We start from the raw sequence: 17,534 nt of genomic DNA on the forward strand, positions 1-17,534 counted from the left end.
CCTTGTCTGGTGTCGCAGTGGCGGCGTGGTGTGGTGGGGGAGAGGTGCAGTGGGGAGGAGCGGGCTCAGCCGCGCGGTTCCCAGCGGAAGTGCTCGCGCACGATCAGGGCGCCGACGAGGGTCCAGCCGAGCAGGATCCCGGTCTGTCCGGCCATGAGCATCCACGCATCGGGGCCGGCGAGAGCGGCTCCGTCGGCGTCGATGCCCAGCCAGCCCAGCCGCACCAGCGCGGTGATGGGGGCGGAGGGGAGGAAGGTGATCAGCCGGGCCACCCAGTCGGGCAGGAGCTCGACGGGCAGGATGCCGCCGGCACCGATCATCAGGACCGCCATCGCGGGCAGCGAGGTGATCTGCGCGGATTCGACGGTGCGGGTGATGTTCGCGGTGACCAGGGCCAGCGGGACCAGCATGAGTGCGCCGAGACCCAGGCCGAGGACGAGCACCAGAGGGTTCTGGGGGAGCGGGAGATCCAGCAGCGGGATCGCGAGCGCCGTGGTGAGGACGATCATCACTGCGGCGAGCAGCAGTGCCGGGGTGGCCGTCGCGGCGAGCACCGTCGCGTCGGAGGCCTCGCCGGTGCGCAGGCGCTTCAGCACCAGGTCCTGGCGGCGGGCGACGTAGGACGAGAGCAGGTTGTAGTAGACGACGAACAGCAGCACGATCACGAACATCGTGCCGAGCACGCTGGCCAGGGCGGCCCCGGAGGCACCGTTCTGCGCGAGCGGCAGGAAGAAGAACGGCAGCGCGAGCGGCAGCAGGATGGCGGTGCCGAGCTGCATGCGATTGCGTCGCAGGAGGGAGAGCTCCGCGGCGGCGAGCCCCAGCAGGCGAGGAATGCGGCGGGGGCGCACGGGGGAGGCGGAGTGCGGGGAGCTGGTGAGGGGAGCGGACGCGAGGGCGGGTGAGGCAGTCATGATCATCCTTCGAGGGTGTGGGTGGAGCTGGCGATCTCGAGGAACACCGATTCGAGGCTGGCGGCGCGGGCATCGAGCCCGGTGAGTTCGACACCCGCGCCGCGTGCCCAGGTGAGCAGGGTGTGGAGGTCCTCATTGAGGGAGGTGGTGGACACCTCGAGGTGACCCTCGGGGCTGCGCAAGGCTTCACCGTGCACGGCGGGAAGCGCGGGGGCGCTCGCCGGGAGCGTGGCGCGGATCCGGGCGGCGTGCCCGGCGACGACGTCGGCGACCGTGCCCTCGCGCGCGATGCGTCCGCGGTGCATGATCGCGAGCCGGTCGGCGAGGGTCTCTGCTTCATCGAGGTAGTGCGTGGTCAGCACGATCGTGGTGCCGCGCGCCTTGAGGGAGGCGATGAGCTCCCAGGCCCGGGCCCGCGATTCCGGGTCCAGCCCGGTGGTGGGCTCGTCGAGGAACAGCAGCTCCGGGTCGCCGGCGATCGCGCAGGCGAGGTCGAGGCGACGCACCTCGCCGCCGGAGAGGGAGGAGATGCGGGTGCTGGCCCGGTCCGTGAGGTCGACGTCGGCCAGCACGTCCAGCACGGGGCGCGGGGTGCTCAGCGTCCTGCTCCACATGGTCAGCGCCTCGAGGGCGGTGAGGTCTGCGGGGAAGCCACCGGTCTGCAGCATGAGCCCCTGGCGGGGGCGTACGGCGCGCCGTTCACGGTAGGGGTCGTGACCGAATACGCTCACCGTGCCGGAGGTGGGTCGGGCCAGGCCCTCGAGCACCTCGAGCGTGGAGGTCTTCCCGGCGCCGTTCGTGCCCAGCAGGCCGAACAGCTCGCCGCGGCGAAGGGTGAGGTCCACACCATCGACGGCCAGGTAGGAGTCCCTGCCCCGCCCATATCGACGGCTGAGGCCGCGTGCCTCCAGCACGACGTCGGCGGCGGGATCGGCGGTCGGAGCGATGGCGGCGGGAGCGATGGACGCCTGGTCGGTGAGGCCGGGGCCCGACGCGGCGGGGCCGACGGGGAGGGGGTTCTGATCGAGGGTCGTCATCTCAGCGCCCTCCCGTCAGATCAGCGGCGTAGCCACGGGTGCGGAAGCCGACCACCAGTCGGACCCCCATGAAGAGGCCGACGACGGCGAACATGACGGCGGTGACGAGGGTCTCGGGCTGGAGCACCAGGACGATGAGCCCGACCAGAGCCAGGTTCGCGAACAGGGCGAGCAGCTCGCGGCCGAGGGTCGCGGAGGGGGTGAAGGCCATGAGGTCCATCAGGACGGATCGCTCGGAGGAGCGACCTGCGGAGCGGTCGGCGGGAGGGTCGGTGCGGTGTGTCGATGTCATGCCCCCACTCTCCCCAGAACCGGCTCCGGCCAGTAGGGCGCCACCTCACCGCCTGGAGTGGGAACGTCATGGCCCACCCATGAGAAATGTCAGACGAGGCTTCAGGAGGTCTCTACAGAGCCCCGGGCGTGACCTCCTCCACACACGGACCTGCAGGTCTGTGACGTTTGTTTCGCCATATGACGGGATGCTTCGGTGCATCCGGTCGCGGGTGCTGTACTGCCCTGGTGATCACTCTCGACAGCCTCACGAAGGTCTTCCCCGCACCCGGCGGCGGAGACCCCGTCGTCGCGCTCGACGGTATCGACCTCCACCTCGAGCCGGGCCGCGTGCACGGCATCGTCGGCCGCTCCGGTGCCGGCAAGTCCACCCTCATCCGCTGCCTGACCGGGCTGGAGAAGCCCAGCTCCGGGCGCGTCGAGGTGGACGGCACCGACATCGCCGCGCTGGAGGGTGCCGCCCTGCGCGCCGCCCGCCGCAACATCGGCATGGTCTTCCAGCACGCGAACCTGCTGGACTCCCGCACCGCCGCCCAGAACATCGCCCACCCGCTCGAGATCGCCGGCGTGCCCCGCGCGCAGCGTCAGCAGCGCGTGGCCGAGCTGGTCGAGCTGGTGGGCCTCACCGGGCGCGAGCACAACCACCCCGCGCAGCTCTCCGGCGGGCAGATCCAGCGCGTGGGCATCGCCCGCGGACTGGCCGCCGAGCCGAAGGTGCTGCTGTGCGACGAACCCACCAGCGCCCTGGATGGCTCCACCACCCGCCAGATCCTGCGCCTGATCAGTGACCTGCGTGAGCGCCTCGGCATCACCGTCGTGATCATCACCCACGAGATGGGGGTGGTGCGTGAGGTCTGCGACACCGTCACCCTGCTCCAGGACGGGCGGATCACCCAGACCGGTGACCTGCTCGACGTCGCCGCAGATCCCCACGGCCCGCTGAGCGCCGAGCTGATCCCGCTGCCGCCGGCGCCCACCGGCATCGACGCCCTAGTGGTGAACTGCGACTACGGGAACTCCGAGCGCTTCCGCACCACAGAGGACCTGATCCAGCTCGCCGAGACCTACGAGGCCGAGGCGACGCTCGTCGCCGGCACCATCGAGACCATCGGCGGCCGCCAGGTGGGTCGCGTGCAGCTCGCCCTGCGCAACAGCTCCGGCGCCGCGATCAGCGCCGAGGGGCTCGCCGCCTTCCTCACCGAGCTCGAGGCGGCCGGCGTGGTCGCGACGGAGGTGACCGCATGATCGAGATCCTGCAGGAGTGGCTGTCGAACCCGCTGCTGACCCGCTGGGACGGCGGCCCCTGGGAGGCCACTCTGGTCACCCTCTACATGACCGCCGTGACGATGCTGCTGACGGTGCTGCTGGGCCTGCCGCTGGGCATCGCCCTGTTCGAGACCGAAGGGTCCGCCTCCCCCCTGGTGCGCACGATCAACCAGGTCGTCGGCTTCGTGGTCAATGTGCTGCGCTCGTTCCCGTTCTTCATCCTGATCATCGCGCTGATCCCGGTCACCTCCGCGATCACCGGGCGCTCCACCGGCCCGAACGCCGCAATGATTGCCCTGACCATCGCCGCGGTGCCCTTCGCCGCCCGGCTGTTCGAGCTGAACCTGCGGGAGATCCCCGCCGGGAAGATCGAGGCGGTGCGGATGATGGGCGCGAGCCGCTGGCAGGTGATCCGCCAGGTGCTGATCCCCGAGGCGCTGCCCGGCATCATCGGCTCGATCACCACCACCACGATCGCCGTCATCGGCTACACCGCGATGGCCGGCTCCGTGAACTCCGGCGGTCTCGGCCAGCTCGCGTACAACCGCGGCTACACCGGCTACCAGACCGAGATGATCATCGTGACCGTCATCCTGCTGATCGCCATCGTGATCCTGGTGCAGATGCTCGGCTCCCGCCTCGCCCGCGCGGTCGACCACCGCGCCCGCACCGTCTGAACCCCACCCCACCGTCCTTGGAGGACCCCGCCATGAGCACCATCTCCCGCCGTACCCTGTTCGCCTCTGGCGCCGGCCTGGCCGCCCTCACCCTCGCCGCCTGCGGCGGGGAGGAGCAGGCCCCGCTGACCGAGGAGAGTGGCACCACCACGATCCGCATCGCCGCCACTCCCATGCCCCACATGGAGATCCTGACCTTCGTCAAGGACAACCTCGCCGCCGACGCCGGGCTCGAGCTCGACCTGCAGGAGCAGACCGAGTACCCGATCCCGAACCGCCTGCTCAGCGAGGGCGAGGTGGATGCGAACTTCTTCCAGCACCTGCCCTACCTCGAGACCGAGATCGCGGAGAACGGCTACGAGCTGACCCCCTTCGAGGGCGTGCACATCGAGCCGCTGGGCATCTTCTCCGAGTCGCTCACCAGCCTCGATCAGATCGAGGAGGGCGCCGCCGTCGGCGTTCCGAACGATCCCACCAACCGCGGCCGCGCCCTCGCCCTGCTCGCCTCCGAGGGCCTGCTGGCGCTCATGGACGGGATCGAGCCCACCGAGGCGACGATCGACAACATCGCCGAGAACCCGAAGCAGCTCGAGTTCAAGGAGATCGACGCGGCGCTGCTGCCCCGCACCCTGGGCGACTACGCGATCGCCGTGATCAACGGCAACTACGCCCTCGAGGCGGACCTCAGCCCCGCCGAGGACGCCCTCGCCCTCGAGTCCGGTGAGGACAACCCCTACGCCAACATGCTCGTGGTCCGCACCGAGGACGTCGAGAACGCGGCGTTGAAGAAGCTCGACGAGCTGCTCCACTCCGAGGACGTGCGCGCCTTCCTCGAGGAGACCTACTCCGGCGCAGTGATCCCTGCCTTCTGAGCGGGCCCTCTGAACCGGCCTTCTGCGCCAGCCGTCTGAGCCGACGAGGGGACGGCCGCTAGCCTGAGGAGATGACCTCCCAGGATCAGCCCCGTCCCCTTCTCGGCCGCCGCGCCCTGATCACCGGTGCGAGCCGTGGGATCGGAGCGGACATCGCCCGCGCCTTCGCGGCCGCCGGTGCCGATCTGGTCCTGAGCGCCCGCGACGCGTCCTCGCTCGAGGAGCCGGCCGCGCGGCTCGCCGAGGAGCACGGCATCGTCACCGCGGTGCTCGCTGCGGACCTCGCGGACCCCGACGTCCCCGACCGGCTCTGGGGCGAGGCCTCGGCCCTGATGGAGGGCCTGGACGTGCTGGTCAACAACGCCGGCCTCTCCCACCCCGAGTCGGTCGCAGCACTGGATACTGCGCACTTCGACGAGACCCTGCGGGTGAACCTGCGGGCCCCCGCCCTGCTCGCCGCCCGCGCCGGGGCGGCGATGGCGGCCTCCGGCGGCGGGGCGATCCTCACGATCGCCTCCGCCGCCGCGCTGCGTCCCCTAGCCGAGCACTACGCCTACTCGACCGCCAAGGCCGGGCTGGTCATGGCGACCCGCACCCTCGCTCTCGAGCTCGGCGAGCACGGCGTGCGCGCGAACTCGATCTGCCCCACCGTGGTGCTCACCGATATGGGGCGGACGGTGTGGGGCGAGCAGCCGGCCAAGGCCGCGCCGATGCTCGCCCGCATCCCGCTCTCCCGCTTCGCGCAGCCCCGCGAGGTCTCCGACGTCGCCGTCTGGCTCGCCTCTGACGCCGCCTCGATGATCAACGGTGCCGAGATCCCCGTCGACGGCGGGTACCTGGTCAGCTGACGAGTTCGGTCGCTCCGAGCTGATCCAGCAGCCAGGCGAGCTCGTCCGCGCGCTGCTCCCACTTGCGGTAGCGGCCCGAGCGGCCGCCGTGCCCGGCGACCATCTCGCAGCGGAACAGGATCGGGCGCTCGGCCTGATCGCTGGTGACGGTCTCGCGCAGGCGCGCCACCCACTTCGCGGGCTCCACGAAGAACACCCGGGTGTCGTTCAGCGAGGTCGAGGCGAAGATCGCCGGGTACTCCACCGCGGCGATGTTCTCGTACGGGGTGTACTCGCGCATGTACTCGTACACCGCCGGATCATGCAGCGGGTCGCCCCACTCCTCCCACTCGCCAACGGTCAGCGGCAGCGAGGGATCCAGGATCGTGGTCAGCGCGTCCACGAAGGGCACACCCGCGATCACCGCACGGAACTGCTCCGGGGCGAGGTTCGCGATGCCGCCCATGAGCAGGCCGCCGGCGCTGCGACCCTCGGCGGAGAGCCGGCCCGCAGCCACCAGGCCCGAGTCGGTGAGGTGCTTCGCGGCGGCCACGAAGTCGCTGAAGGAGTTCTTCTTCTCCAGCAGCTTGCCGTGCTCGTACCAGTCGCGGCCCATCTCGCCGCCGCCGCGCACATGCGCGATCGCGATGACCACTCCGCGGTCCAGCAGGGAGAGCCGGGTGGGGACGAACGACGGGTCGATCGAGACCTCGTAGGAGCCGTAGCCGTACAGGTAGCCCGCAGCGGTGCCGTCGGCGGGGACATCCCGTCGTGCCACCACGCTGAGCGGGATCGCGGTGCCGTCCTCGGCGCGTGCCCACTCGCGACGCTCGACGTACAGGGAGGGGTCGTAGTGCGGCACCGGGGTGACGCGCAGGACGGTGCTCTCGCCGCTGGCGAGGTCCCGTTCGGCGACGGTGGTGGGGGTGAGCATGCTGGTGAGCTGATAGCGCACCGTGCTCTGGTCCCAGTTCGGATTCGCGTCCAGCTCAACGGTGTCCAGCTCCCCGCCGTGGGTGATGTCGGCGGCCTCGGCGACCAGCAGCGACCCGTCGGCCGCCCGAGGGATCAGCCGTACGCTCGCGAGCCCGCCGCTGCGCAGCTCGAGAGCGACGAAGCTCGCGAAGGCCTCGACCGCGAGCAGGCGCTCACCGTCGGCCGCGACCAGCAGCTCCTCCCAGGCATCCGGCGCCGCGAGCGGCGCCTGGGCGAGGGCGAAGCCGCGGTGGCCGTCGTTGTGCACGATCAGGAGCCGGTCGCCGGCGTGCTCGACCCCGTAGTCCACCCCCTCGCGGCGCCCGCCTGCGGGCACGGGGGCCGCGGTCGGGTCGGTGAGGTCCAGCAGCCAGGCCTCGGTGGTGGAGGTGGAACCGGCCTGGATCACCAGGGTCGAACCGTCGCGCGAGCGGTCGAAGCCGATCATGAACCGCTCATCGGGTTCCTCGATGACCAGCACGTCCTCACTCGCGTCGGAGCCGATCCGGTGCCGCCAGATCTGGTGCTGGCGCCAGGAGTCGTCCACCCGGGCATAGAACAGCCACTGCTGATCGGCGGAGAAGGCGAGCCCGTAGCCGGCGCCCGTGACCGCCTCGTCGATGATCTCCCCGGAGGTGAGGTCCTTGACCCGGAGCGTGAAGCGTTCATCGCCTGCGGTGTCGACCGCCGAGGCGTAGAGGGTGTGGTCGGGGGACGGGGCCAGCCCGCCGAGCGAATAGAACTCGGCATCCTTGGCCTCGGCCTGCGCATCCAGGAGAACCTGCTCGCCCTCGAGCATCGCCCCCGGTTCGACCTGGGGCAGGGTGCCGGTATCGGCGACCCGCGTGAACTTCGGGTAATCATCGCCCGCCGTGGTGCGGGTGATGTACCACCAGTGGTCGCGGCGCACCGGCACGCTGAGGTCGGTCTCCTGGGTGTGGCCGATGAACTCCTCCACCAGCGTCGCACGCAGCCCCTCCAGATGGGCGGTGCGGGCATCGGCGTAGGCGTTCTCCGACTCGAGGTGGGCGATCACCTCGGGGTCGGTCTTCTCCCGCAGCCACTCATACGGATCCACCACGGTGTCGCCGTGAAAGGTCCGCTCGGTGGGGCGCTTGACGGGGGCGGGGGACGAAACGGGGGCGGTGGGGTGCTCCTTGGTCATTCCCCGAGGGTAGCCGCGCCCAGCTGGTCGAGGAGCCAGGCCACGCCTTCGACCCGGGGGTCGCCGGCGGAGCCCATGGTGGCGGTGGCGCGCAGCAGGATCGGTCGCAGGGCGGGATCGGAGGTGACCCGCTCGCGCAGCTGTGCGACCCAGATCGCGGCGCAGGCTGCCGGGACGTCCGTGCCCTCCAGCGCGGTCCAGGCGAAGATCGCCGGGTACTCGGTCTCACGGATGTTCTCCGCGGGGCTGTATCCGCGCAGGGAGCGATAGGTCGCCTCATCGCTCGCCGGATCGCCCCACTCCGCCCATTCCTCGAGCGTGAGCATCACCTCGGAATCCAGCAGGGTCTCCAGCGGATCCACCAGGGGGGTGCCGGCGACCACCGCCCGGAAGCGCTCCGGGGCACGGTTCGCCGCGGCGCCCACCAGCAGACCGCCGGCGCCGACGCCGACGGCACCCAGCCTGCCCTCGGCCGCCCAACCGGTCGCGACGAGATGATCCGCGCACGCCACGAAGTCGTCGAAGGAGTTGGCCTTGCTGAGCCCTCGGCCCTGGCGGTGCCAGTTCGGGCCCAGCTCGCCGCCGCCGCGCACGTGCGCCACGGCGATGACGACCCCGCGGTCCGCGACCGCCAGCGTCTCGAGCTGCAGGATCGGATCGACCGCGGTGCCGAAAGCTCCCTCGCCGTAGAGCAGGCAGGGGGCGGTGCCGTCGGCCGGGACGTCGCTCCGCGCGAACAGCGAGATCGGCACCCGGGTGCCGTCGGCCGAGGTCGCCCACAGCCGGCGCTCGACGTAGCGCGAGGCGTCGTAGCCGGGCAGATCGACGCGCAGCAGCTCGGTGCTGGCGCCGGTGTCCAGGTCGTGCTCGATGATCGTGGGCGGGGTGAGGAAGCTGTCCAGCCGGTAGCGCAGCGTCCGCTGATGCCAGTCCGGGGTGGGCTCCATGCTCACCGCATCCAGCTCGCCGCGGCGTCCCATCACATACATGCCGAGGATGTCGAGCGAGCCGTCGGGGCAGCGCGGAAGGATCCGCACCTCGGGGAGCCCGTCGCACCGCATCTGCAGGGCGACGGCGCCGGCGAAGGCCTCGACGGATTCGAAGTGCTCGCCGTCGCGAGCGGTCAGCAGCGCCGGCCCGCTCGGCAGCTTCCCCTCGGCGCCCAGAGGGACCTGGCGGAGAACGCTGCGGCGGCTCCCGCGCTCCTCGGTGATCACCAGCAGTCTGTCCCCGGCGTGCTCGACCACGGGATGCGCATTGCGGACCCGACCGGTCACCGAGCGTGGCGCTGTGCGGGGAGAGCTGAGGTCGACGAGCCACACCTCGCTGCCGGTCGGGGAGGAGGAGCGGATCAGCGCCGCGGAGCCGTCCCGTGCGCGGGACAGCGAGAGCTGTGCCCAATGGTCCCGTTCTTCGACCAGCACCGCGTCCTCCGCGGCCGGGGTGCCCAGCTGGTCGCAGAGGACCTGATGGCGGCGGCCGAGATCGTCGAGCCGAGTGTGCAGCAGGCTGCGGGAATCAGCCGAGAACACGAGATCCGGCCCGGCGCCGACGATCGAGCGGTCGACCTCCTCGCCGCTCTCGGCGTCGATGACGATGACGCGGCATCCGCCCAGCGAGGCCTCGGCCCTAGCGACCAGCCGATGGTCGGGAGAGATCGCGATGCCGATCGTCCCCACGCAGTCCTCGATCAGGATCTTCTCGCCGTCGAGAAGCCTGCCAGGGACGATCTGCGGGGTTCCGGAGGGGCCGCGCAGTGAGTCATGGTCCCGGACTCGGGAGAAGGTCGCGCCGTCGGCGGGATCTGCACGGTCGATGTACCACCAGCCGTCCAGCAGCACCGGGGCGGAGAGCTCGAGGTGGGGAGTGGGCTGATCGGTCCGGGCGGCGAGTTCGATGCGCAGCGCCTCGAGGTGGGCGGTGTGCTGGTCGGTGTACGCGTTCTCCGCCGCGAAATGGTCGATGACCTCGGGGGCGCGGGAATCACGGAGCCAGCGATAGGGGACGGGCGTGGTGTCGTCGAACAAGGTGCGTTCGAGGGCATGCGGGGCGGGGCGGGGCGGAGCGAAGGCGGATCTGTCCAGGGGGATGCGGGCGGAGTCCGTCGGGGAGACGGTGTGCTGAGTCATGGTGCGGCTTTCCTCTCGGGGTGGCCGTGTCGTCGAACTGCGTCACCCCACGGTCACGTCGGCCTCATGGATCGTGGTGTATCAGATGGCAGGCACCCTGCTGCGGCTCAGGGATCACGGGAACCGACGGCTCCGTCGCCGTACGGCATCGTGCAGGGTCGACTGCGCAGGGAGATCGGGTGCATGATGGAGCCACCCTTCACCGTGACGGTGGCTCGACGATGAGCCATCGTGGCCGGGGAGGGGTCGTAGCGCTGCGACCGGTTGAACTGGAGCTGCCGAGTGGCGAGCACACGGTGAGCCGGAGAGCCGCGCCAAGACGAGACTGCAAGATGCATCGCGCTCTGACCTTCCGTTCCACTCATTGCTGGGACTCGGGTGTGAGGTTCGTCATGAACGGTACGCTCAGGGTTTTAGAGGTTTGTAAGAAATGGTGAACGGCTGTCCGGACGAGCAGATTCGTCGAGGCCGGACGGAAGGTCCGAGAACGTCGGCGCGCAGAGGATGGGCGAGGAGGTGGCGATGGGCGAGGGCGAACGCTTCGCCTCCGTGCTGCGCGAGTCGATCGAGCAGAGCGGCCTGTCCCTGACCGTGATCTCCCAACGGCTGCGCTCCCGGCACCGCCCGGTGAGCGTCGCAACCCTGAGCAACTGGCAGTCCGGACGCAGCCTGCCCGGCGGAGAGCAGTCGCTGGGCGTGGTCGCGGCGCTCGAGGAGCTGCTGGGCAAGGCGCCGGACGCGCTCGCGGACCTGGTAGGTGCGCCGCGGCTGCGCGGACGATCCGTCCAGCCCGCCAGCTTCGTGGGCCGGGGCGGCCGCCGAGAGGTGTTCCATCGAGCGCTCGGCGAGCTGGGGTTCGAGGCACCGCAGCAGTACGCCCACGAACGGGTGTTCCACCAGCACGTCGTCATCGACTCGACACGCGAGGTGCAGAGGTTCGACTACCGACTGACCGTGCGTGCGCTCGAGTCGGGGACCTGCCGGCTTCCCGCAGTGCATCTGCTCGAGCCCTCCGAGCCGAACGTGGCCCCCGAGTTCATCCCTCTCGAAGGCTGCACGGTGGGCCGGCGGGTCGTGTGGCCCGAGCACCGTGCCTACGGCGTGGAGCTGAAGGTGGACGGGATGTTCGACGCCGGCCAGGTGGCGACGCTCGCGTATCGCGTGGAGATGAAGGCGAAGGCCACCGACCTGACCGCGGCGATGTACAGCGTGCCTCGCCGTGCGAACGATGTGCTCCTCGAGGTCGAATTCCGAGGTGATCGCAAGCCGCTGGGGTGCGAGCGGTATCGGCGCACGGAGGCAGGGGAGTCGGTGACGCCGGTGCGGCTGGACCGTCGTGATCGACTCCAGGTCAGCGAGGCCCGCTTCGGCCCGGGCACCTTCGGGCTGCGCTGGGACTGGGGGGACCTCGACGACGACGAGGACGATGAGGGCATGTACTGACAGGTGCTGACCACCAGGTGCTGCCCGCCAGGTGCTTTCGCGAGCTGCTGCCCGCGAGGTGCGGACCGCGCGTTCCCTCGGGTCTCCGCTCCTCGTCAGGACGCAGGCGGCGGCGTACTGTGGAGTGACTGTCGGTGGGCCGCACAGGGAGGTGTGGGTCATGGTTCTGACCGGTTCGAACATCGTGGTGGGATACGACGACACCACCGCGGCGATGGCCGCCGTGCGCTGGGCCGCCGAGCTCGCGCAGAGCACCGGCTCGGGGGTGCATCTCGTCCATGCCTGGTCCTGGCCGCTGCTCGGGCAGGGGATGTCCGGCATCCCTGTGATCGATCCGGCCGGGCCCCGCAATCAGGCCAGGCGCCTGCTCGACGACGCTGCGGAGAAGGTCACCGCACAGTTCCCGGAGGTGCCGGTCACCGCCGAGCTGCTGGCGGGGATGCCGCGGGAGGTGCTCGCGGAGATCTCCGGCAGCACCGATCTGCTGGTCGTGGGCACCCGGGGCCTCGGCGTGGTGCTGGGTGCTCTGCTCGGCTCGGTGAGCCGCGGCATCCTCCATGACGCAGGCTGCCCGGTCGTGGTGATCCGCTCTGATCAGTACCGGGCGGGTCCTGTGCTCGCCGCCTATGACGGTTCCGAGGCGGCGGGCGAGGCCATCGATGTGGCTGCGGATCTCGCCGCGGCCTGGGGCTGCGTGCTCCGGGTGGTCCATGTCCAGATCGGGGGCCACGCTCCCTACGGCAGCGGGGCGGAGGCCTGGAGCGCAGGCAGCCGCTCGCGGGAGATGCTCGACGAGGGTGCGGCGCGAGCGGCCGCACGGCATAAGGGACTCGAGGTCCAGGCGCGGATGCTCGAAGACCGCACCGTGCCCGAAGGGCTCCTGGCTGCGGCGGACGGTGCCCGGATGCTGGTCCTCGGCCATCGCGGTCTCAGCCGCGGCCGTGTCGGCTCGACCGCGCAGGCGACCGTGCTGCATGCCACCGGCAATGTCACGGTGGTCCGGGGGACCTCGGACGAGTGATGTGACTCGCGTCCACGGGCGGCGGGTTTGAACGCACGGTGCCGTGGCAGTTAAGCTGTCCGACGGTAGCGTGTCCGAGCGGCCGAAGGTGCATCACTCGAAATGATGTGTGGTTCATAGCCACCGCGGGTTCAAATCCCGCCGCTACCGCTCTTGACCTGGAGATATGCCAGGTTCACGAAGGTCCCCGTCGGATTTCGACGGGGGCCTTCGTCATACCCGCGCCCCATCCTCGCGAGCATGCCCGCGAGGCGACTGCGTGATCAGCGGTCCCGGAACTCTTCGTCGAGATTGGTCTCCAGGAGGGATGCGAGCTTCTCGAGGGATTCCTCGGCGCCTTCGCCGTCGGCGCGGAGCGTGACCTCGTCGCCGTGGTCGACGTTCAGCGTGAGCAGCATGAGGATGCTGGAGGCCTTCACGGGGCCGCCGGCTGCCGTCTCGATCGTGACGGCGACAGGCTGCTCGCTGGCGGACTGGGAGAAGATCGCCGCGGGGCGGGCATGGAGGCCGCTGGTGCTCGCGACCTTCACGGTACGTGCTGGCATCGGGACGCCTTTCTCGACGTGGGACGACCCTCAGCGTAACGCCGCTCACCCGCCGACGGTGACTCGCCCATGGTTCGGCCGCTGTTCACCAGCTGTTCTGGTGACCAGAGAGAAACCTTACAGCCGACCAGAATTGGCCCGGACCGGGCGTCCGCCACGATTATCGTGAAGGGGAACCGTCAGGGGTGTCGGGCTCAGAAGCATCGGGGGAGCGCCGAGGGGGCGGCGGGAAGCGCGCCCAGGAAGGGCGCCGGGCCGCGCGTCAGGCCGAGCGTCGAGGAAGGGCCCGGGCACCGGGGAGCGCAGGGGGATGCTCACCGGGCGCCGCCGACTACGCCGGGGGAGTCGTATCCCGACATCCCCGGCGGCATGGTCTGGTCGCTGGTGGGGCCCAGGGCCGCGCGGCCGAGGTCGGTCAGCTCGAACCACGCGATCATGTCGGCGTCTGGTGTACGCCCGCCGATCGCTGTCCAGGTGGTGGCGATGTGCTCGATGATGTCCTGGGTCGGCAGGTTCCAGGGGGTGAAGCGGCCCGCGGTCACGAAACCGGCCCGGATCTCCTCACGGGCGATCAGCCGGGCCAGCAGCAGCGGTCCGCGCCGCTCGAACTCGGCATCGTCCAGCGCCCCCGCATTCGCGAGGACGGTGACCACATGCCCGGGATGCAGCCACTGCTCGCGACCCATCGCCAGCAGGCGCTCCTCGATGCCGCTGCGGGTGGACGCGGCGTGCTCGGCGAGGGCGGCAGGGGTGGCGTGCAGCGGCGGCCCGGCCGGGCGGGAGGTGATCTCGCCCTTGTCCGCGATCTGGAGCAGAGCCCCGCGCGGGGCCTCGAGCCTCCAGCGGGGGACGGTGCTCAGCCGCAGCGGGCCCTGCGGGCTCTGCAGGGCCAGCCTCAGGAGGCCGTCGCCGAGCAGCTCGGTGCCGTGGATCGCGGCCCCCACCAGACGGGGGTCTCGCAGGCCGACGGCAGCCGGGGGATCATCAGTCAGCGCGGGGCCGTCCAGCTGCTGGATCCGGGACTGCAGCACCCAGCCTCTGGCCGTGATGGTCCAAGTGCCGCGGGAGGCCACACGGGTGTGGACGATCGTCTGTCCCCGCAGTCCCTCCAGCAGCGGGTGGCCCTGCGGCGGGTGGTGTCCGGTCAGGCCGGACAGGAAGGAGCGCATGCCCCCATCCTGCCGCAGTGGTCGACGTATCGGTGCAGGCCCTGGACATCTTCTCGGGGCTACTATGGGCAGATGCCCAGCATGAGCGACCGCGCCCCGGATCCCCGACCGGCACGCACCAAGGCCGCGATCTTCGCCGCCGCCCGAGACCTCACCGCCCTCGACGGGGAGGTGACGGTCAATGCCCTCGCGAAGCGAGCCGGTGTCAGCCGGGCCGCGTTCTACAGCCACTTCTCCGGGCTCGATCACCTGATGGGTGCGATGCTCCAGCAGATGTTCGATGCCGCCTGGAAGCGCGGGGTCGTCTTCTCCCAGGAGAAGCAGAGCCTGCAGGACGCGGTGCAGTTCGGCTTCGGGATGTTCGTGGCCTATGTCGAGCGGCATCATGCATTCCTGCGCGGTGCGCTGGACTGGAAGTTCTCTCACCGGACCTTCATGATCCTGGTCGACACGATGACGAAGCTGCACGGGGAAGCCCTGACCCGCCTCGGCGATCGGGTGCCTGTCCGCCTGCGGACGGAGTCGGCAGGCCGCTCCATCGCGGGCTCGGCGCTGGCCCTGGCCGCGCAGTGGCTGGTGGAGACCGAGCAGCGGGCCACCGAAGGCGAGTCGCTCGACGCCACCTCCCTGCTGGAGACGGTCCTGGCCTTCGCGCCCAGCTGGTACACGGGGATCGGTCCGGAGGATCCGATCGCGGCGGCCGAGCTGCTCGCGCTGTGCCGCACCGCAGACCCGGACGACGCCCTCGAGGACTGAGCGTCTGAGCGGCCGGCTCAGCAGTCGCTGACCAGGCGCAGCAGGACCCTTGCGCCGAAGCGCACCGCGTCCACCGGCACCCGCTCGTCTACTCCATGGAACAGTGGGGCGAAGTCGAGATCGGCCGGCAGCTGGAGCGGTGCGAAGCCGTAGCCGGTGATCCCCAGCGCACTCAGCGGCTTGTTGTCCGTCCCCGCGCTCAGGGCATAGGGGAGCACCCGGGATCCCGGGTCCTCGGCCTGGATGGCGGCGGTCATCGCGTCCACCAGCGGTCCTTCCCGTGGCGAGTCGACCGAGACGCCGATGTGGTCCATGACCACCTCGACATGCTCCCCGACCAGCTCGTCCAGCAGTTCCAGCAGCTGCTCCTGGTGGCCCGGCAGGAAGCGGCAGTCGATGCCGGCCTCCGCGGTCTGCGGGATGACATTGACCTTGTAGCCGCTGTCGAGCATGGTCAGGTTCGCCGAGTCGCGCAGGGTGCCGGAGACGAAGTGGCGCGCCCCGCCGGTCAACGGCAGGAACGACTCGATGTCCTCTTCGTCCCAGCCCACCCCGGTGATCTCGGTGATCCCGTCGAACAGGGCCCGCACGCTGGCGATGAACTCGATCGGGAACTCGTGCTCGTCGATCGCGGTGATCGCGCGGGCGAGGCGCACGATCGCGTTCTCGTCGTTCGGGACCGAGCCGTGGCCGGCCCGGCCGTGGGCGCGCAGGCGCCCCCAGGCGATCCCCTTCTCGGCGGTCTGGACCAGGTAGGCGCGCACGTCCTGGCCGGTCTCCTTCTCGGGAAGGGTGATCGAGTATCCGCCCACCTCGCTGATCGCCTCGGTCATGCCCTCGAACAGCTCGGGGTGGTTCTCGACCAGCCACTGCGCGCCCCACACGCTGCCGTTCTCCTCGTCGGCGAAGAAGGCGAACATCAGGTCCCGGGGAGGGACCTGTCCGGTGCGGGCGAGATGGCGGGCGATCGCGAGCAGCATCGCGACCATGTCCTTCATGTCCACGGCGCCGCGGCCGTAGATCATGCCGTCGATCAGCTCGGCGGCGAAGGGATCCACCGACCAGTCCTCCGCCTTCGCGGGCACCACGTCGAGGTGGCCGTGGAGGATGAGCCCGCCGCGCGAGCGATCCTCGCCCGGGATCGTCACCATCACGCTGGGGCGGCCGGGCGCAGATTCGATGACCGTCGGCTCGAGCCCCACCTCGCGCAGCGCCGCGACGACGTGCTCCGCAGCTTCGGTCTCGCCCTTGCCCCAGGTGGCGGGGTCGTTCCCGCCGAAGTTGGTGGTGTCGATGCGGATCAGCTCGCGGGTGAAGCGGACCGCCTCGTCCTGCAGCGTGATGAGCTCGTCGGCGGTGGGGGCGGCGATCGGCATGCCGGGGTCCTCCTCGGGTCGGGTGTCCTCACCGTACTCGGCGGCACCCGGGCCGCGCGGAAGGGATCAGTCCTCGAGGCGGGCGGCCGGGAAGCCGGTGTCCGGCCGTTCCGTCTCAGGTCTCGGCCTCCGGCTCTGGCGTCCGTACGATGGGGACCTCACGCCTACTCCTCCAGGAGGTGCGCCCATGGTGCAGATCTTCACGTTCCGCGAACGGCTCGCCGCGCTGCCGGGCACGGTGCGCAGGCGCGCCGAAGCCTCGGGCGCCCGTGCTTCCCTGATCGCCGACGCGAGGGCGGTCGCGCCGGAGATCTCCCGTGATGCGGATGCCGGTCATCTGGAGCGGGCCGCACGGCGCCTGCTGCGCCGCGCTGCGAAGGATGAGTTCGCGCGGGAGGGCATCTCCCGGCTGCGTCTGCCCGACGGGACCAGCCGGGTGGAGCTGCGCCAGGCCGATGTGCCCGGGGATGCCGCCTTCCACGCTTTTGTGGAGGACGTGCTGAGCGCCGTGGACATCGCTCCCAGCCCGCTGGAGCGCGATGACGCGGTGGAGCTCCGCGAGGCGCGCGGTTCCTCCGATGCCTACGGCCTCTCGCCCGAGGTCGCCTCTGATCTCGCGTCGTTCCTGCTGGGCAGGGCCTTCGCGCTGCAGGATGGGGCGATCGCGCTCGACGACTATCTGGACGAGCAGGCCTCCCAGATCCGCGAGGACATGCGCACCGCCCTGGTGCGGCAGGTGCGGGTGCCGCTCGAGCTGAAGGTGGCGCGGGACCGGCATGCCCGGGTCGAGAGCGGCGAGGACGACGGGGACTTCGCCTCGCCGGCCGGCGGCCCCGGGGATGAGCACGCCACTGCCGAGGAGCGCGCCGATTTCAGCCGTCGGGCGCGATCGGCCTTCGAGTTCGCGCAGTCCGAGGCGGGACGCGCGGCTTTCGGGGTGCTGCGCTCGGGCGCGGAGCGCGCCGCGGGCAGGGCGTACGAACGGTACGGCCACCGCGGCACGACGGGCGGGGAGCAGAAGCCGCCGGGGGGCACGCCCCGCACCCCGCCGCTCTGATTCACTGCACAGAG

General features: G+C 70.8%; 16 protein-coding genes and 1 tRNA gene. 9 read left to right on the forward strand and 8 right to left on the reverse strand.

The window, feature by feature from the left end; all coding sequences use genetic code 11:
- Positions 1-65 precede the first annotated feature (65 nt).
- The 3 genes from ACT3UF_RS08855 to ACT3UF_RS08865 are packed head-to-tail and all read right to left on the reverse strand — an operon-like array spanning position 66 to position 2,243.
- Positions 66-914 carry an ABC transporter permease gene (locus ACT3UF_RS08855; protein WP_441443980.1) on the reverse strand — a complete coding sequence of 283 codons (849 nt, stop codon included), beginning with the start codon at positions 912-914 and terminating at the stop codon, positions 66-68.
- A 2-nt stretch (positions 915-916) separates the two neighbouring features.
- Positions 917-1,951, reverse strand: a complete 1,035-nt coding sequence (locus ACT3UF_RS08860; RefSeq protein WP_441443981.1) for an ABC transporter ATP-binding protein — start codon at positions 1,949-1,951, stop codon at positions 917-919.
- Between the two features lies 1 nt (position 1,952).
- A complete protein-coding gene (locus tag ACT3UF_RS08865) occupies positions 1,953-2,243 on the reverse strand; it encodes a hypothetical protein (RefSeq protein ID WP_441443982.1) in 291 nt (96 codons plus the stop codon).
- A gap of 227 nt (positions 2,244-2,470) precedes the next feature.
- On the opposite strand from ACT3UF_RS08865, the gene ACT3UF_RS08870 reads away from it, so the two are divergent.
- The 4 genes from ACT3UF_RS08870 (at position 2,471) to ACT3UF_RS08885 (ending at position 5,905) form a co-directional block, all read left to right on the forward strand.
- The gene (locus ACT3UF_RS08870; RefSeq protein ID WP_441443983.1) at positions 2,471-3,487 is read left to right on the forward strand and encodes a methionine ABC transporter ATP-binding protein; all 1,017 of its coding nucleotides are present in this window, start codon (positions 2,471-2,473) and stop codon (positions 3,485-3,487) included.
- Entirely contained in the window at positions 3,484-4,185 is a 702-nt protein-coding gene (locus ACT3UF_RS08875; protein ID WP_442332041.1) for a methionine ABC transporter permease, read from the forward strand. Before ACT3UF_RS08870 ends, ACT3UF_RS08875 begins: the two co-directional genes overlap by 4 nt.
- A gap of 32 nt (positions 4,186-4,217) precedes the next feature.
- Positions 4,218-5,057, forward strand: coding sequence for a MetQ/NlpA family ABC transporter substrate-binding protein (locus tag ACT3UF_RS08880; RefSeq protein WP_441443985.1), 840 nt, complete (start codon positions 4,218-4,220; stop codon positions 5,055-5,057).
- A gap of 71 nt (positions 5,058-5,128) precedes the next feature.
- Complete coding sequence (locus ACT3UF_RS08885) at positions 5,129-5,905, forward strand: SDR family NAD(P)-dependent oxidoreductase (protein WP_441443986.1); 777 nt, start codon at positions 5,129-5,131, stop codon at positions 5,903-5,905.
- Here the strand turns inward: ACT3UF_RS08885 and ACT3UF_RS08890 are convergent.
- Entirely contained in the window at positions 5,898-8,024 is a 2,127-nt protein-coding gene (locus tag ACT3UF_RS08890; RefSeq protein WP_441443987.1) for a S9 family peptidase, read from the reverse strand. The two genes, ACT3UF_RS08885 and ACT3UF_RS08890, sit on opposite strands and share 8 nt — an antisense overlap.
- Positions 8,021-10,153, reverse strand: coding sequence for a prolyl oligopeptidase family serine peptidase (locus tag ACT3UF_RS08895; RefSeq protein ID WP_441443988.1), 2,133 nt, complete (start codon positions 10,151-10,153; stop codon positions 8,021-8,023). Before ACT3UF_RS08895 ends, ACT3UF_RS08890 begins: the two co-directional genes overlap by 4 nt.
- A 522-nt stretch (positions 10,154-10,675) precedes the next feature.
- Here ACT3UF_RS08895 and ACT3UF_RS08900 point away from each other — a divergent pair.
- The 3 genes from ACT3UF_RS08900 (at position 10,676) to ACT3UF_RS08910 (ending at position 12,767) form a co-directional block, all read left to right on the forward strand.
- Positions 10,676-11,596 (forward strand): helix-turn-helix domain-containing protein, encoded by a 921-nt coding sequence (locus ACT3UF_RS08900; protein ID WP_441443989.1) that lies wholly within the window; start codon positions 10,676-10,678, stop codon positions 11,594-11,596.
- Between the two features lie 160 nt (positions 11,597-11,756).
- A complete protein-coding gene (locus tag ACT3UF_RS08905; RefSeq protein ID WP_441443990.1) occupies positions 11,757-12,617 on the forward strand; it encodes a universal stress protein in 861 nt (286 codons plus the stop codon).
- 64 nt (positions 12,618-12,681) lie between these two features.
- Positions 12,682-12,767, forward strand: a tRNA-Ser gene (locus ACT3UF_RS08910).
- A 113-nt stretch (positions 12,768-12,880) separates the two neighbouring features.
- On the opposite strand, the gene ACT3UF_RS08915 is transcribed toward ACT3UF_RS08910, so the two are convergent.
- Together ACT3UF_RS08915 and ACT3UF_RS08920 are read right to left on the reverse strand one after the other, a co-directional pair.
- A complete protein-coding gene (locus ACT3UF_RS08915) occupies positions 12,881-13,162 on the reverse strand; it encodes an HPr family phosphocarrier protein (protein WP_441443991.1) in 282 nt (93 codons plus the stop codon).
- A 314-nt stretch (positions 13,163-13,476) separates the two neighbouring features.
- Entirely contained in the window at positions 13,477-14,331 is an 855-nt protein-coding gene (locus tag ACT3UF_RS08920; RefSeq protein WP_441443992.1) for a hypothetical protein, read from the reverse strand.
- A gap of 72 nt (positions 14,332-14,403) precedes the next feature.
- Here ACT3UF_RS08920 and ACT3UF_RS08925 point away from each other — a divergent pair, with 72 nt between their 5' ends.
- Positions 14,404-15,087, forward strand: a complete 684-nt coding sequence (locus ACT3UF_RS08925; RefSeq protein WP_444608275.1) for a TetR/AcrR family transcriptional regulator — start codon at positions 14,404-14,406, stop codon at positions 15,085-15,087.
- Positions 15,088-15,104: 17 nt separating this feature from the next.
- Here ACT3UF_RS08925 and ACT3UF_RS08930 read toward each other — a convergent pair whose 3' ends face one another.
- Positions 15,105-16,463 (reverse strand): M20/M25/M40 family metallo-hydrolase, encoded by a 1,359-nt coding sequence (locus ACT3UF_RS08930; RefSeq protein WP_441443994.1) that lies wholly within the window; start codon positions 16,461-16,463, stop codon positions 15,105-15,107.
- Between the two features lie 187 nt (positions 16,464-16,650).
- On the opposite strand from ACT3UF_RS08930, the gene ACT3UF_RS08935 reads away from it, so the two are divergent.
- Entirely contained in the window at positions 16,651-17,520 is an 870-nt protein-coding gene (locus ACT3UF_RS08935) for a hypothetical protein (RefSeq protein ID WP_441443995.1), read from the forward strand.
- Positions 17,521-17,534 lie beyond the last annotated feature (14 nt).

This window comes from Brachybacterium sp. AOP24-D1-21 (assembly GCF_052378665.1).
GTDB lineage: Bacteria > Actinomycetota > Actinomycetes > Actinomycetales > Dermabacteraceae > Brachybacterium.

Coding starts and splice junctions, on each gene's coding strand:
- ACT3UF_RS08880 (WP_441443985.1), top strand. CDS start 4,218: ATGAGCACCATCTCCCGCCGTACCCTGTTCGCCTCTGGCGCCGGCCTG.
- ACT3UF_RS08875 (WP_442332041.1), top strand. CDS start 3,484: ATGATCGAGATCCTGCAGGAGTGGCTGTCGAACCCGCTGCTGACCCGC.
- ACT3UF_RS08890 (WP_441443987.1), bottom strand. CDS start 8,024: ATGACCAAGGAGCACCCCACCGCCCCCGTTTCGTCCCCCGCCCCCGTC.
- ACT3UF_RS08915 (WP_441443991.1), bottom strand. CDS start 13,162: ATGCCAGCACGTACCGTGAAGGTCGCGAGCACCAGCGGCCTCCATGCC.
- ACT3UF_RS08900 (WP_441443989.1), top strand. CDS start 10,676: ATGGGCGAGGGCGAACGCTTCGCCTCCGTGCTGCGCGAGTCGATCGAG.
- ACT3UF_RS08855 (WP_441443980.1), bottom strand. CDS start 914: ATGACTGCCTCACCCGCCCTCGCGTCCGCTCCCCTCACCAGCTCCCCG.
- ACT3UF_RS08860 (WP_441443981.1), bottom strand. CDS start 1,951: ATGACGACCCTCGATCAGAACCCCCTCCCCGTCGGCCCCGCCGCGTCG.
- ACT3UF_RS08925 (WP_444608275.1), top strand. CDS start 14,404: ATGCCCAGCATGAGCGACCGCGCCCCGGATCCCCGACCGGCACGCACC.
- ACT3UF_RS08865 (WP_441443982.1), bottom strand. CDS start 2,243: ATGACATCGACACACCGCACCGACCCTCCCGCCGACCGCTCCGCAGGT.
- ACT3UF_RS08930 (WP_441443994.1), bottom strand. CDS start 16,463: ATGCCGATCGCCGCCCCCACCGCCGACGAGCTCATCACGCTGCAGGAC.
- ACT3UF_RS08885 (WP_441443986.1), top strand. CDS start 5,129: ATGACCTCCCAGGATCAGCCCCGTCCCCTTCTCGGCCGCCGCGCCCTG.
- ACT3UF_RS08920 (WP_441443992.1), bottom strand. CDS start 14,331: ATGCGCTCCTTCCTGTCCGGCCTGACCGGACACCACCCGCCGCAGGGC.
- ACT3UF_RS08935 (WP_441443995.1), top strand. CDS start 16,651: ATGGTGCAGATCTTCACGTTCCGCGAACGGCTCGCCGCGCTGCCGGGC.
- ACT3UF_RS08895 (WP_441443988.1), bottom strand. CDS start 10,153: ATGACTCAGCACACCGTCTCCCCGACGGACTCCGCCCGCATCCCCCTG.
- ACT3UF_RS08905 (WP_441443990.1), top strand. CDS start 11,757: ATGGTTCTGACCGGTTCGAACATCGTGGTGGGATACGACGACACCACC.